Origin of the sequence: Spongiactinospora gelatinilytica (assembly GCF_003236385.1) — a bacterium.
GTDB classification, from domain to species: domain Bacteria; phylum Actinomycetota; class Actinomycetes; order Streptosporangiales; family Streptosporangiaceae; genus Spongiactinospora; species Spongiactinospora gelatinilytica.
Window position 1 is genome coordinate 1 of sequence record NZ_POUA01000202.1, and the last position, 13,593, is coordinate 13,593.

At 72.4% G+C, this 13,593-nt stretch carries 11 protein-coding genes; 3 read left to right on the forward strand and 8 right to left on the reverse strand.

Translation table 11 applies throughout. The features are described 5' to 3' along the window. A partial coding sequence (locus C1I98_RS23350; RefSeq protein WP_146607584.1) for an FAD-dependent monooxygenase occupies nucleotides 1-1,348 on the reverse strand: 1,348 nt, incomplete at its 3' end. A 324-nt stretch (nucleotides 1,349-1,672) separates the two neighbouring features. Between C1I98_RS23350 and C1I98_RS23355 the strand changes: the two genes are divergently transcribed. From C1I98_RS23355 to C1I98_RS23365, 3 genes are all read left to right on the forward strand, one after another. Then, the gene (locus tag C1I98_RS23355) at nucleotides 1,673-4,219 is read left to right on the forward strand and encodes a glycosyl hydrolase family 18 protein (protein ID WP_233508106.1); all 2,547 of its coding nucleotides are present in this window, start codon (nucleotides 1,673-1,675) and stop codon (nucleotides 4,217-4,219) included. 291 nt (nucleotides 4,220-4,510) lie between these two features. Beyond that, a complete protein-coding gene (locus tag C1I98_RS23360) occupies nucleotides 4,511-4,966 on the forward strand; it encodes a DoxX family protein (protein WP_111169570.1) in 456 nt (151 codons plus the stop codon). Between the two features lie 42 nt (nucleotides 4,967-5,008). Next, nucleotides 5,009-5,467 (forward strand): hypothetical protein, encoded by a 459-nt coding sequence (locus C1I98_RS23365; protein WP_111169571.1) that lies wholly within the window; start codon nucleotides 5,009-5,011, stop codon nucleotides 5,465-5,467. On the opposite strand, the gene C1I98_RS23370 is transcribed toward C1I98_RS23365, so the two are convergent. Genes C1I98_RS23370 through C1I98_RS41640 form a run of 7 tightly spaced genes read right to left on the reverse strand, consistent with a single transcriptional unit; the run spans nucleotide 5,457 to nucleotide 13,487 of the window. Then, the gene (locus tag C1I98_RS23370) at nucleotides 5,457-6,830 is read right to left on the reverse strand and encodes a hypothetical protein (RefSeq protein ID WP_111169572.1); all 1,374 of its coding nucleotides are present in this window, start codon (nucleotides 6,828-6,830) and stop codon (nucleotides 5,457-5,459) included. The genes C1I98_RS23365 and C1I98_RS23370 overlap by 11 nt on opposite strands. Beyond that, nucleotides 6,823-7,581 carry an alpha/beta fold hydrolase gene (locus C1I98_RS23375; protein WP_111169573.1) on the reverse strand — a complete coding sequence of 253 codons (759 nt, stop codon included), beginning with the start codon at nucleotides 7,579-7,581 and terminating at the stop codon, nucleotides 6,823-6,825. The genes C1I98_RS23370 and C1I98_RS23375 overlap by 8 nt, the downstream gene beginning before the upstream one ends. 46 nt (nucleotides 7,582-7,627) lie before the next feature. Beyond that, nucleotides 7,628-9,088, reverse strand: a complete 1,461-nt coding sequence (locus tag C1I98_RS23380; protein WP_158558153.1) for a PucR family transcriptional regulator — start codon at nucleotides 9,086-9,088, stop codon at nucleotides 7,628-7,630. A 23-nt stretch (nucleotides 9,089-9,111) separates the two neighbouring features. Continuing rightward, nucleotides 9,112-10,743 (reverse strand): nitrilase-related carbon-nitrogen hydrolase, encoded by a 1,632-nt coding sequence (locus C1I98_RS23385; protein WP_111169575.1) that lies wholly within the window; start codon nucleotides 10,741-10,743, stop codon nucleotides 9,112-9,114. Between the two features lie 16 nt (nucleotides 10,744-10,759). Beyond that, on the reverse strand, nucleotides 10,760-11,863 hold the full coding sequence (locus C1I98_RS23390) for an alcohol dehydrogenase catalytic domain-containing protein (protein ID WP_111169576.1): 1,104 nt from the start codon (nucleotides 11,861-11,863) through the stop codon (nucleotides 10,760-10,762). Further along, nucleotides 11,863-13,320, reverse strand: a complete 1,458-nt coding sequence (locus C1I98_RS23395) for a purine-cytosine permease family protein (protein WP_158558154.1) — start codon at nucleotides 13,318-13,320, stop codon at nucleotides 11,863-11,865. Before C1I98_RS23395 ends, C1I98_RS23390 begins: the two co-directional genes overlap by 1 nt. After that, nucleotides 13,317-13,487 (reverse strand): hypothetical protein, encoded by a 171-nt coding sequence (locus C1I98_RS41640; RefSeq protein WP_158558155.1) that lies wholly within the window; start codon nucleotides 13,485-13,487, stop codon nucleotides 13,317-13,319. Before C1I98_RS41640 ends, C1I98_RS23395 begins: the two co-directional genes overlap by 4 nt. Nucleotides 13,488-13,593: the final 106 nt, after the last annotated feature.

The following is a 13,593-nucleotide window of genomic DNA, read 5'->3' on the forward strand; positions in this document are numbered from 1 at the left end:
GCAGCACGAACCCGTGCCCGAACAGGTCGATCACCGAGATCTCCCGCCCGCCCCTCGTCAGCGTGATGTGCGGGGCGCGGCTGCCGGGCCGCGCGGTCGGCAGCATCGGCGGCTCCAGCAGCGAGCCGTCCTCACCCGGCTCGGCCAGCACCGCGCCGGAGTGGTAGCGCTGCCCGATGATGACCGCGAACGGGTCGGAGACCGGCTCGGGGTACTCGGCGCGGGCGGCCGGGGGCATCCGCACCGCGAGGTTGGCGAGCTGGGAGTCGGCGGTGATCGCGCCGATCGGGCGGCGTTCGGCGTCGTAGGAGTCCAGGAAGCCGGGGCCCGCCTGGCCGGAGAGCACCAGCCAGAGCCGCCAGGCGATGTCCGCGCCGTCCTGGAGGGCGGTGCTGCCGCCCTGGCCGCCGGTGGGCGGCATGGTGTGCGCGGCGTCGCCGGCCAGGAAGACCCGGCCCTCCTGGTAGCGGGCGGCCAGCGTGTGCGCGATCGCGAAGCTGTTCCGGTCGAGCACCTTTATCTCGATCCCGGGTACGCCGAGGGCCACCTCGATCAGCTCGTGGGCCCGCCCGGTGGTGAAGTCGGCCTCGCTCTCGCCCGCGGCGGGGTCGAAGTTGACCGCGAGGACGTGGGAGCCGACCCCGGTGCCGGTGACGATGGCCCCGGTGAAGACGTCGTTCCGCAGGTACCACAGGGTGACCTGACGCTCGCGGACCAGGCCGGTGAGGTCGGCGTCGAACATGATGGCGCAGGTGTGGCCGAGTTCGCCCTTGCCGGTGACCGGGATGCCGAGCATCGACCTGAGCGGGCCGCGATGCCCGTCGGCGGCGATGACGTAGTCGGCCCTGACCGTGGTCTCCGCGCCGGTGGTGAGGTCGCGGATGGTCGCGGTGACGCCGTCCGGGTCCTGTACGAGGGAGGTCAGCTCGGTGGAGAACCGCAGGTCGGCGCCGAACTCCTCGGCCTTGCCCCGCAGCACCCGCTCGACCCGCGCCTGCGGGGCGCCGATGTCGGGGACGGGGGTGACGTGACGGAGGAAGGAGAAGTCGTCGTCGGAGTCCTCGACGATCATCTTGGGGTCGGGGTCGGAGAGGCTGGCCGCGATGGCGATGCGCATGCCGTCGCCGATGCCCTCGGAGATCTCGCTCAGCTCGCGCTCAAGGCCGGGGACCAGGCGCAGTAGTTCGAGCGCCCGCCAGTTGACGCCGAACGCCTTGGGCTGGATCGACGTGCTCTGGTGCCGCTCGACGAGGGTGACCGCGACGCCGCGCCAGGCGAGCAGCGCGGCGGCGCTGAGCCCGGCATAGCCGGCGCCGACCACGAGAACGGGCACGCGAATGGAACTCATCGGAAAACCTCCACGGTGGGTGAAGTGGAGGTCACGCCCGCTAGCCTGGGAATCGGCCTTGTAGCGAGGCTCGGGTCACGCCTCCACGCGGACCTGCGTGCCCTCAGCGGTGTTGCAGCACTGCTGAGGGCATTTTGTCTGCCTTCGGAATACTCTGGTCAGAGTATTCCAGCACTCGCGACATATCGCAAGTAGCGCTTCGACATCTCGAACGCACAGAGTGATTGGGCCTTGCCGCCGTCAGGACAGGGGGTTACGATCCGGCTTAATTGTTAGGAAACTTTCTTTTAAGAAAGGGTCCGCCGCATGCGCCGATATGCCGCTGTGCTGCTGGTTCTCATCGTGGCGACCGCAATGGCCGCTCCTGTCAACGCCGCCGCCCGATTGACCGCCGCCTTCACACTGACCGGCAACCAGGGCAAGTTCGTGGTGAGCAACCCCAACTCCACCGCTGTGACCGGTTGGTCGATCTACTTCGACTTGCCGTCCGGGGTGACCGCGAGCAACCCCCAGAATGCCACGATCGCCCAAAACGGTACACGGGTGAAGCTCACCCCCCTCTTCTACATCAACACGGTGCGTGCGAACGGCAATACCGAGCCGTACAGCCCCACCTTCACCCTCAGCTCAGCCGTGCAACCCACCTCGTGTTCGATCAACGGGGCGAACTGCGACGGCAGCGGTGAGGACCCGCCGGATCCGTCCCCGGTCATGGCCGAGTTCTCCAAGAGCGGGAGCCGCGGCACGTACGTGATCAGCAACAACACGGACGCCACGCTGAACGGCTGGACGATCACCTTCGATCTCCCCGCCGGCGTGACCGCGAGCAGCGCCGACCACGCCACGCTCAGCCAGAACGGCCGCCAGGTCACGCTGACCCCGGCGCACTACAACACCAACGTGGGCGCGCGGCGGACCACGGACCCCTACAGCCCGACGTTCACCCTGAGCTCCGCGTCCGCCGAGCCCGCCAACTGCCGGGTCAACGATGTGCGCTGCGACGGGTCGGCGGACACCGCGCCGGGCGCACCGGGCAACCTGCGCTCCCCGGTCAAGACCACCAAGACCGTCTCCCTGGCCTGGGACGCGGCCACGCCGGGCAGCCTGCCCATCACCGGCTACAACATCTACGCGGGCAGCACGCTCAAGACCACGGTCACCGGCACCACCGCGACCGTCACCGACCTGACCCCCAACACCGAGTACTCCTTCACGGTGAAGACGGTCGACCGCAAGGGCACCCTCTCCCCGGCCAGCAACGCGCTGTCGGTCAAGACCAACGACCCGGCCGAGGACCCTGACCCGCCGACCACCCCGACCAACGTGCGCGCCACCGGCAAGACCTCCTCCACGGTCTCGCTGGCGTGGAACGCCTCGACCGACAACAAGGGCGTCGCCAACTACCACGTCTACGTGGGCGACGAACTCAAGACCACGGTGACCGGCACCACCGCGACCGTTGACGGACTGTCGCCGTCCACCGAGTACACCTTCACCGTCCGGGCCCGGGACCTGTACGACAACCTGTCCCCGGCGAGCACCCCGGTCAAGGCGAGCACCGACGACCTCGTCGCCGGCGGCTACGCCAGGGTCGGCTACTTCGTCCAGTGGGGCATCTACGGCCGGCAGTACTTCGTGAAGAACCTGGACACGACCGGCAACGCCCGCAAGCTCACCCACATCAACTACGCGTTCGGCAACATCGACCCGGTCAACCTGACCTGCCTGCACGGCGTCACCAAGGGCACCTCGTCCAACCCGCAGGACCCCAACCAGGGTGACGGCGCGGGCGACGCCGAGGCCGACTACAGCAGGCCGTTCAGCGCCGCGCAGTCCGTGGACGGCGTCGGCGACACCGGCTGGGAGAAGCTGCGCGGCAACTACAACCAGCTCAAGAAGCTCAAGGCGAAGTACCCGCACCTGAAGGTGCTGATCTCGCTCGGCGGCTGGACCTACTCCAAGTACTTCTCCGACGTGGCCAAGACCGACGCCGCACGTAAGAAGTTCGTCGCCTCCTGCCTCGACGTCTACATCAAGGGCAACCTGCCGACGTACAACGCCGCGGGCGGACCGGGCACCGCCGCCGGCATCTTCGACGGCATCGACCTCGACTGGGAGTGGCCGGGCGCCGAAGGCCACCCGGGCAACCACGTCAGCCCTGACGACAAGGTCAACAACACCCTGCTGATCGCCGAGTTCCGCAAGCAGCTCGACGAGCTGACCAAGACGACCGGCAAGCGGTACGAGCTGACCGCGTTCACCCCCGCCGACCCCGCCAAGATCGAGGCCGGCTGGGAACTGGCGAAGGTGGCCAAGTACATGGACATCTTCAACATCCAGGGCTACGACTTCCACGGGTCGGGCAGCGACAACTCCTGGGAGCCCAACCGGACCGGGCACCAGGGCAACCTCTACACCGACGTCGATGACCCCTACAACTTCCACTTCAGCGTCGAGAACGCGGTCCAGCCGTACCTGGACGCCGGAATCAACCCCCGCAAGCTGACCATCGGTCTCGCCTACTACGGGCGCGGCTGGCAGAACGTCACCGACGGCGGCAAGTCCGGCGAGTGGCAGGACGCCAAGGGCGCGGCGCCCGGTCAGTTCGCGGAGGAGGCCGGCACCCGCGGGTACAGCAACCTGCTGTCGAGCGTTCCGAACTGCACGATCAAGCATGACACGCAGGCCGTGGCCACCTACTGCTACACCGGCAACAACGGGCAGTGGTGGTCGTTCGACGACGCCTGGTCGATCCAGCAGAAGGTCGCCTGGCTGAAGAAGAAGAACCTGCTCGGCGCGATGATCTGGGAGATGTCCGGAGACACGGGCAATCTCACCACCGCGCTGGACAACGCGCTGAAGGCGCCCTGACCGGCGACTGAGGGTCCGCCGGGGAGAGATCCCCGGCGCCGCCCGCCGGAGGACCACCTGAGCACGCGTCCCGCGGCGTCGGTCCGGACGCCGGACGTCGCGGGACGCGGTTCGCGTTTGAAAGTCACACCTTCGAGAAAATCTGAAAAATGGTCGCGCCGGTCGTAGAAGCGTCGTCATAACAGACGTCATCCGGCCCGCCTTGTCCCCCTTCGAGGCGCGCCCTTTCCGGGTCTGGTAGCGGGCGGCGCGACCCGTCTCTGTAACCCCCCGCAACATCGAGGTGACCTCATGAATCTCGACCGGTACGGCGGGCCGACGCTCTCGCTGTTCCGTATCGTGGCCGGCCTGATGTTCCTGGAGCACGGCGTGGCCAAGCTGTTCGGCCTGTTCGGCGGTGCCGGTGGCACCGGCGAGACCGTCGAGTTCGGCGCGTGGCCGGGCTTCTGGTCGGCCCTGGTTGAGCTGGGCTGCGGCTCGCTCATCGCCCTCGGCCTGTTCACCAGGGTCGCCGCGTTCCTGGCATCCGGCGCGATGGCCTACGCCTACTTCACCGTGCACCAGCCACAGGGGCCGGTGCCGTTGGTGAACCACGGCGAACTCGCCGCGATGTACTCCTGGTCTTTCCTGCTGATCTGCATACTCGGTCCCGGTACGTGGGCACTCGACACGTTCATCCGGCGCCGGTACGGCGCGAACACGGGACAGAGCGCCGACCAGCGGGAAAATGTCGGTCGCCGTGTCTAGCATGACCCGTCAATAGGACAGGGAGGCCCCGGGAGGCTGCCGATGCTGAGTGCGCACATCGTTCCGCTGCTGATCACGACCGACCTGCCGGCGCAGGCCGAGCTGACCGAGTTCGGCGAGCTGCTGGCCGGCGCGGTGCGCGCGCTCCCCGCGGGCGGCGGCACGACCTTCCCGGGCCATCTGCACGGCGGGGTGTTCTGGCTGGGGCGTCCCGCCCCGCCAGGGGCCCCGCCGCCCGCGGCCGAGGAGCTGCGGTTCGCGGCCCTGCTCGGCTTCCTTTCCGCCGCCGGTCCCGGCCTCACGGCCAGGGAGGTGGCCGCCGCCGCGCGCGCCGCGATCGTCCCGGCGGTCACCGCCCGCTACGGCGACCTGGGCGGCCCACCCGCGGTGATCACCATCCGCGCCGACGACGTGCGCGAGCGCACTCCCGACGACGCGATCCGCGTGGCCACGCCCCCGCCAGAGGCGCAGGAACAACCGACAGCGGCGATCACAGTGTGACCCACTGGAGGTCGGGCCGTCCGGTGAGCCAGGTCTCGGCCTCGCCGAGGGCCATCGGCAGCGGCATCGGATAGGTCGTCCGCACCCGCGACAGATCGCGGTGGGTGCGGGCCAGCACCGCGAAATCCCGGGGGAAGGCCCGCGGGTCCACCCCGGCGAAGACGCCGATCTTCCTGGCCCGCTCCAGCACCTCCCGCCATGCCGCGATCGGGGCCACCCCCGGCGAGCGCACGCCGTGGCTGAAGAGCGTCAGCCGGATCTCGTCGTACGGCTCGCCGCCGTCCAGGTAGGCCGCCAGCGCCCGGCGCGAGGTCTCGGTGTTGAAGGTCATCCAGAAGGGCACCGAGCCGGTGCGCAGCGTCCACCACGGCTCGACCAGCACGAACGACTCGGCGAGCAGCCGGGCCGCCGGGATCCCGCGCCGCTCGTACCACGCCCGGTAGAGGTCGGCCACGGCCGGGCTCAGCGCCTCGGGGTCGGTGAAGCCGAGCCGGGCCACCCGGGGCGCGGCCGTGCGCAGGTCGCCGAGCAGTTCGGGGGCGAAACCCCATTCGGCCTCCGGGCTCTCGCCGTCCGGTTCGGGGGCGTCCCACCGCCGGTACGGCGAGCCGTGTTCGGCCAGGTAGTCGGCGACCTTCTGGCCGCCCTCGCGATACTCGCCGGGCGACAGGCCGCCGAGGGCGCCGTGCTGGAAGACGTACCTGTCGGTGATCCGGGTGGTCGGCCAGCGCAGGCCGCAGTCGGAGACGACGAGCGTGCCGCCGGGGGCCAGCCGCTCGCGGATGAACTTCCGGTAGGCGGCGGGCAGCCGCCGCCATTTGACCCGGAAATAGGCCATTCCCGCGATCATCAGCCGGTCCTGGGCGGCGTCGTGCATGTGGTGCAGCAGCAGGTCGGGGTTGGCGTCCAGCATGGCCTCCCCGGCGGCGCGGCAGTGGCGCAGGCCGTCGGCGGGCGCGTCGGGGTGGACTCCGCGCTGCCGCACGGGCAGCAGGAGGGTCTGCGGCAGCCAGGCCGCGCCGAGCGCGGCGGCCAGGTGGACCAGCGCCCCGGACGCCGAGCCCACGAAGATCACCGGATAGCGCCGCGGCGGATAGTGCCGCACCACCCATTCGGCGAGGTCGCCGGCCCGCAGCTTGGCGAGCCGTTCCGGTGAGCTGGCCTCGGTCCAGCCGGCCGTGGCGTACGCGCGTTCGGCCATCCGCCGGGGCAGCCGGTTGGCCGCCCCGAGCAGCCCGGACGCCAGCGGCTCCACCGGCCCGGGAAGCTGGCCGAGCATCGGCACGTCCATCCCGCGCAGGTAGCGGGAAAGGGCGCGGAGCATGCCCGTGGCCGAGTCGAACGACGCGACGTACTTAGCCATGCCGCACCACCGGCACGCCGTCCCGCACCAGCTGGACGATCAGCGGGACCAGCGCCCCCGGGTCCTTGAACGGGATCATGTGCGGCAGGCCGGGCAGCACCACCAGCCGCCCGCGCGGCAGCCGCCGGGTGACCTCCTCGGCCCATTCCCTGGGCACCAGCCGGTCGTACTCCCCGCGTACCACCAGGGTGGGCACGCCCACGTACGGGAGTTTGTCCTCCATCCCATCGCGCATCGCCGTGGCGAAGCTGGAAAGCACCCGGCGCATGCCCGCGTCCCGGTAGTCGGCGATGTTCAGCGGCGCCATCCGCGGGTCCTCGCGCACCGAGTTGCGCGCCCACCGCCACACCAGCTTCGGCCAGGACCGCGCCGCCGCGTCGACCGTCGGCCCGGCCAGCACCAGCGCCCCGGCCAGTTCGGGGTGGCGCACCGCGACGTCCACCGCGAGCTGGCAGCCGAACGAGCAGCCCACCAGGCACGCGCCGGAGATCCGCTCGGCCGCCATCCAGCCCGCCAGCGCGTCGGCCAGCCCGACCAGCTCAAGCGGCCGGGACGGCTTGCCGCTCTGCCCGAACCCCGGCAGGTCCACCGTCCACGCGCGCACCGCGCCGCCGAGCGCCGCGACCAGCGGCCGTAGCTCCCTGCTGGACACCCCCGCCCCGTGTACGCACACCACCGGCATCCCGGCGCCGTATCCCGCCCGCCATCCGACCATCCGTTCGCCGTCGACCACGACCTCCCGCCGCTGCATCCGCACCTCCCAGGGCCTCCCATTCCCCCACCAAGGCCGCGAAACATCAGCGGAAGCGGCCGACGGCGAGGGCCAGGGCGAGCGCGAGCCGGTCGGCGGACTGGTCGAGGTCCAGGCCGGAGAGCGCGGCCACCCGGCGCAGCCGGGCACGCAACGTCTCGCGGTGGACGCCCGCGGCGGTGGCGGCCGGGTCCCAGTGGTGGTTCGCGGCGACCCAGTGGCGGGCGGCGGCGATCAGCACGTCGCCGTCCGGGACCTCGGTGACCGGCGCGAGCAGGGCCTCGGCGAACCGTACCGCCGCCGGTGAGGCGAGCAGCCGATCCAGCTCCATGGCGGGGGTGTCGGCGTACCGGACGACCATCCGGCCGGGGCCGGTCAACTGCGCGGCCTGGCGGGCCTCGCGGATCGCCGTGACGGCCTGCTCGGGGGCGCGGCCGGTGGACAGCCCGGCCCGGCCGTCCTCCAGGAGGGCCAGCAGCCGTTCCTCGCTGAACCCGGGAGTGACCAGCACCACCGACTCGGCGGCCTGCTCCACGGCGGGCCAACCCCCGGCGGCCACCAGCCGGGTCGCCGTGCGGCGGTGGCCCTGCCCGGTGAGCGCGACCGCGACGAACCGGGTGGGCAGCGGCACGTCCGCGACGCCCGCCACCCGCTCGGCGGACCGGAGGTCGCCCTCGGCGAGGAGTTCGGCGACCACTCCGCGAAGTTCGCGCTCGCCGCCGCGGTCCAGGACGGTCAGCAGCGCGGCGGCGGTGCCGATCACGCCCGCGCTCCACATCGGCCGGTGCCCCACGGTGGGCGAGCCCACGCAGAGCGTGCCACGGCGTTCCCTGGCCATGCCGAGCGGGACCGCGGCGACGGACACGCCGTCGATCTCCTCGTGCAGCGCGTGCCGTCCGGCCTGGTCGCCGCGCCGGGCCAGGGCGGCGAGCACCCCGTCGTCGGGACCGGCGTCGGCAGGGGCCCGCAGCGCGACCTGGTGGCCGGCGTCCAGCAGTACGGCCCAGCCGTGCAGCTCCCTGGCCAGCCGTTCGGCCACCGCCTGCCGTCCGGAACGGCCGGCCTCGGCCAGCCGCTGCTGCACCCGCCTGCCCTGCTCTGCCTCGCGCCGGGCCTCGGCGGCGTTCAGGTCGGCGACGGCCCGGTCGATCGCCACGAACGGCGTGCGGGCGGGCACCTCGATGAGCGTCAGCCGCCACCGCCGGGTCGCGTTGACGATCTCGGCGGGGATCTGCGCGAACCATGGGTCCAGCCCGAACCCCACGGCCCGCGCCCCCGCCTCGACCAGCCGGCCCGCCCACGCCTCGGCGGCGCGGCGCGGATCGCCCTCTTCGCGCAGCCACATGCCGCTGGTCAGCAGCAACTCCGCGCCGTCCAGCCAGGGGGCGGGGTCGGGCAGCTCGGAGACCACGACCCAGCGCACCGGCTGGTCGAGCCCTTCGTGCCCGAACACCACCCGCAGCCCGAGCCGTGCGTCGGCGACGAGCCGCCGGATCGTCACCGCCATGGCCTCTCCGTCCCCCGCCGGGCTCAGTCCCCCGGGCCGTGCAGCATCTCCCTGCCGAACAGGTCGGTACGGCGGCGCGCGAGCTGTGGCTTGGCCGCGCACACGGCCCCCGTGCCCCGCGCCCCCCGCACCTGGCACCGCCGCACTGTCCAGCCTATCTCGCTGGTCAGAGCCTCTTCCCGGGGCACGGCCACATGGTCGGGAGCGAAGACGCCGCCGGGCACGCGGCCGGTTGCGGCAAGGGCGATCCACACGTGCGAGTCGCCCGCGCGCAGCCGCGCCGGGTGCGCGAACCAGGGGTCGGGACGGCGCAGCGCGGCCGGTTCGAGCGGCACCCGCGTCCCGGCGAAGGGGGCCGGGTGCGGCCAGTCCAGCGCGGCGGCGGGCGCGGCGAGGACGTCCGCGCCGAGCACGGCGAGCGCTCTGGACGGCTCGAAGGCCACCAGTTCCTCGCCCGCGAGCAGGCCGAGGCGCCCCCATGGGCGGGCGATCGGCCTGCTCGCGGCCTCCCCCGGCACGGCCCACGCGGCGTGCGGACCGAGGTGGGTGACCTCGTGGCGGGCGGCCTCGCCGTCCGGGGTGAGCAGGGTGACCGCGTACCGGGGCCGGCCGTCCGGCCCGGGTACGGCCAGCGCGGTCACCGCGTCGCAGCCGTGCGCGGCGCACCAGCCGGTGAGCGTCCGCAGCGCCTCGTCCGCCCGCTCCGGCGCGGGGTCTCCGCCGGTCAGGTGGAACGCGGGCAGTACCGCCAGCTCGACACCGGGCGGCGGGGCGGGCAGTTCGTCCCCGGACAACACGGCCACCGTCACCGCTTCCGGGCCATCGGCCGTCTCACGCGGCCAGGTGGTGGACAGCGCCAGCGGGCGGTACTCGGCGGGACGGCGGGCGGCCAGCCGGGCCAGCCGGGCCTCGGCGGCGGCCGGCAGGTCCAGGGTGGCGGTGACGTGGCCGGGGCCGTCGTCCAGCGCGGCGAGGACCGTCCCGGTGTGGTCCAGCACGCACGTTCCGCCGCTGAACCGGACCTCGCCGCCGTCGATGGACTCGGTGCCGGCGAGGTCGGCCGCGACCACCGGCAGGCCGTTCTCCCAGGCCCGCAGCCGCCAGGTGGCGCTCGGCGCGGGCTCGTCCACCCAGGCGGTGGGCAGCGCGAGCCACTGCGCGCCGCGCAGCGCCGCGTACCGGACCGACTCGGGGTGGTCCACGTCGGCGCAGATCAGCGGGGCGACCCGGCCCGCGGGCGTGTCCCACAGCGGCGGTGGCAGGTGCCCGTCCACCGCCCAGCGCGGGTCGGCCACGAACGGCTGGGCCTTGCGGTAGGCACCGACCGGCCCGTCCGGGCCGATCAGCACGCAGGAGTTGTGCAGCGTGCCGTGGTGGGGGTCCAGCTCGGGCATGCCGAGCAGCAGGTACACGCCCGTCGTACGGCAGAGCCCGGTGGCGAGCCGACGTACCGAAGGGCCGTCCACCGGCTCGGCGTACCCGCGCACCGCCTCGTCGTCCGGCCACAGGTAGCCGGTCAGCGCCATCTCGGGCGTCACGACCACGCGCGCGCCGTCCCGCGCGGCGGCGGCGGCCAGCTCCTCGATCGCCGCGAGGTTGGCGGCGACGTCGCCGTGCGCCGAATCGAGCTGGACCGCGCCGACGGTGACCCTCACCTGTAGCCTCTGTTTTCTACTCGAACACGATGACGCTGCGCGTGCGGGTGCCCGCCCGCATCGCGTCGAAGGCGTCGTTGACCTCGTCCAGCCGGATGCGGTGGGAGATGAGCGAGTCCAGCGGCAGCCGTCCGGCCAGGTAGAGACCGGCCAGCCTGGGGAAGTCCAGGCTGGGGACCGCGCCGCCGTAGTTGGACCCGATCAGGGTCTTGCCCGACTCGGCCAGCTCCAGCACGTCGATCCCGGCCCGCGCGCCCTCCGGGGGCAGCCCGACCAGCACGCCGACGCCGCCCGGGGCGAGCAGCGACGGCAGCGTCTCGATCGTCTCGACCCTGCCGATCACCTCGAAGGCGTAGTCGGCCCCGCCGCCGGTGATCTCCTCGACCACGGTGGCCACCGGCTCCTTGTCGGCCCGCACGGTGTGGGTCGCGCCGAGCGAGCGGGCCGCGGCCAGCTTCTCCTCCGCCGTGTCCACGGCGATGATCGGGTAGGCCCCGGCCAGGGTCAGGCCCATCACGACGGCCAGCCCGACGCCGCCGCAGCCGACCACCGCGGCCGACGCGCCGGCGGGCACGCGCGCGTTGTTGACGACCGCGCCCACCCCGGTGGCGATCGAGCAGCCGATCAGGCTGGCCACGTCGAAGGGGACCTCGGCGGGCACGCGTACCGCGGCCGACTCCGGCACCACCGTGTACTCGCTCATCGTGCCCACCGCCAGGTAGGGGTACACCACACCGTTCTCGTCGCTGAGCCGGGTGGTGCCGTCCGGCAGCAGGCACTCGCCGGAACGGGTGCCGGTGCAGGCCCACGCCTTGCCCGCCGCGCAGGCCCGGCAGCGGCGGCACGGGTAGCACCAGGAAAGGATCACGTTGTCGCCGGGGGCCACGTCGGTCACCCCGGCGCCGACCGCCTCCACGACGCCCGCGCCCTCGTGGCCGAGCACGGTGGGCGTGGGCAGCGTCCACTCGCCGTCGATCACGTGTCGGTCCGAGCCGCACACGCCGGACGCGCCCAGCCGTACCAGGACCTCTTCGGGGCCCGGGTCGGCCACGGTCACCTCGCGGACTTTCAGGACACCGCCGTCGCCGTCGTGGACGGCGGCCATCGCGGTACGGGGCATCAGGACTCCTCGGCTGTCATGCGCACGGCCGCCGGGCGTACGGCGTAGCGGCTCCTGTTGAGCACGTAGGACAGGGCCAGGTGGACCGCCCCCGACACGACGATCGCGGGGATGGACGCGGTCAGCACGTTGAACGCGGGCTGGGTGGCCAGCGTCTGCGGGTTGTAGAGGGTGACGTAGGTGACGGCGCCGAGCGCGGTGGAGGCCAGGCCGGCGAGGTTGAAGCCGCCGGTGAAGTGGTACGGGCTGGCCGGGCCCGGCTCGTACAGCCCGCGCAGGTCGAGCCGCTGGCGGCGGAGGACGAAGTAGTCGGCGATGACCGTGCCGCAGATCGCGGCCAGGAACGCCCCGCTCCAGGTCACGAACACCAAAAACCCGTCGTACAGCAGGCTCGGCCAGAAGCTGACGATCGCGGACAGCAGGAAGAACGCGCCGGTCAGCCACTCCCACCGGATGCGGGCGGCCAGGTTGCCGCCGGCCTGGCGCAGCGCCAGGCAGGTCGAGTAGACGATCGAGGTGAGGCTGGTCAGGTTGGCGAACGCGATGAACACCAGCGCCAGCACGCCCAGCCACGGACCGCCGAGTGGGATCATCCATACGGTCGGGTCGGAGTCGCCGAGGGTCAGCGCGGCGGCCATGCCGACCACCTGCGCCACGATGGTGGCCCCGAACAGCCCGATGTACCCCGGCCACAGCGCGCTGCGCGGGCGGTCGGTGAGGCGGGCCAGGCTGCCCATGACCGGCCACCAGGACAGGCCGACGCCCAGGTTGAACTCCACGGCGAGGGCGAAGTTGAGCGATTCGTCCGGGAAGGGGTCGAGCGGCGGGGCGGCCAGGAGTTCGGCCCAGGACGTCCGGGCGACCAGCAGCACGATCATGCCGACGGTCAGCACGGCCAGCCCGGGAGCCACCACGCGGTTCAGGAACCGCATGGTCAGCGGCCCCTTGGCCAGGATCGCCCAGGCGGCGGCGATGGCCACCAGCGCGAGCACGGTGACCAGCAGCGCGTTCGGGCCGATGGCGGTACCGAGCACCTGGTTGGACACCTGGGTGGCGGCCCGGCCGAACATCACCCCGAGCAGCGCCGACCAGCCCATCTCGGTGAACAGGACCACGGTGAACGCGAGCACCGCGACCCCGCCGACGCCGAACACGCTGCGCAGGATCGTGTACTGCTCGACGCCGTAGCGCTGGCTGGACACGACGCTGGCCAGCAGCATCACGGCGACGCTGATCGCGTTACCGATGATCATGGCGGCCAGGCCCTTCTGGAACCCGACCAGCGCCGCCGTGGACCCGCCGACCAGGAACGCCCAGGTGGCGATGGCCAGGCCGATGTTCACCCAGGTGAAGTCGGTGAAGTTCCAGACGCGCTCGCTGCGGAGCACTGGCAGGGAGCCGAAGGTGGCTTCCCGGGAGACGTCCTCATTGACCTTGCCGGCTCGATCGGTCGTCATCCGGCCATCACCCAGCCGGCCAGCGTGAGCACGGCGACGATCGCCAGCAGCAGCCAGAGGTTCGTGGCGGACAGCCGTTCGTGGGCCGGGTCGCCGGTCTCGTCGCGCGCGAGCGCCGCGAGCCGGCGCTCCAGTTCGGCGCGCAGCGCGGGGTCCTGCACGTCCATTCATCCTCCTCGCCAGGCCCAACGGGGCGGACCTGCGTGAACACCAACAGTAGGCAGGAGGGAAGGGGGAGTCCGCACTGTATTTCCGGCAGTCGGGGCAGAGGGG

Bases quoted from the DNA above. Each gene is read 5' to 3' on its own strand.
- C1I98_RS23360 (WP_111169570.1), top strand. From the start codon at position 4,511: ATGAATCTCGACCGGTACGGCGGGCCGACGCTCTCGCTGTTCCGTATC.
- C1I98_RS23365 (WP_111169571.1), top strand. From the start codon at position 5,009: ATGCTGAGTGCGCACATCGTTCCGCTGCTGATCACGACCGACCTGCCG.
- C1I98_RS23370 (WP_111169572.1), bottom strand. From the start codon at position 6,830: ATGGCTAAGTACGTCGCGTCGTTCGACTCGGCCACGGGCATGCTCCGC.
- C1I98_RS23375 (WP_111169573.1), bottom strand. From the start codon at position 7,581: ATGCAGCGGCGGGAGGTCGTGGTCGACGGCGAACGGATGGTCGGATGG.
- C1I98_RS23380 (WP_158558153.1), bottom strand. From the start codon at position 9,088: ATGGCGGTGACGATCCGGCGGCTCGTCGCCGACGCACGGCTCGGGCTG.
- C1I98_RS23390 (WP_111169576.1), bottom strand. From the start codon at position 11,863: ATGCCCCGTACCGCGATGGCCGCCGTCCACGACGGCGACGGCGGTGTC.
- C1I98_RS23395 (WP_158558154.1), bottom strand. From the start codon at position 13,320: ATGACGACCGATCGAGCCGGCAAGGTCAATGAGGACGTCTCCCGGGAA.
- C1I98_RS41640 (WP_158558155.1), bottom strand. From the start codon at position 13,487: ATGGACGTGCAGGACCCCGCGCTGCGCGCCGAACTGGAGCGCCGGCTC.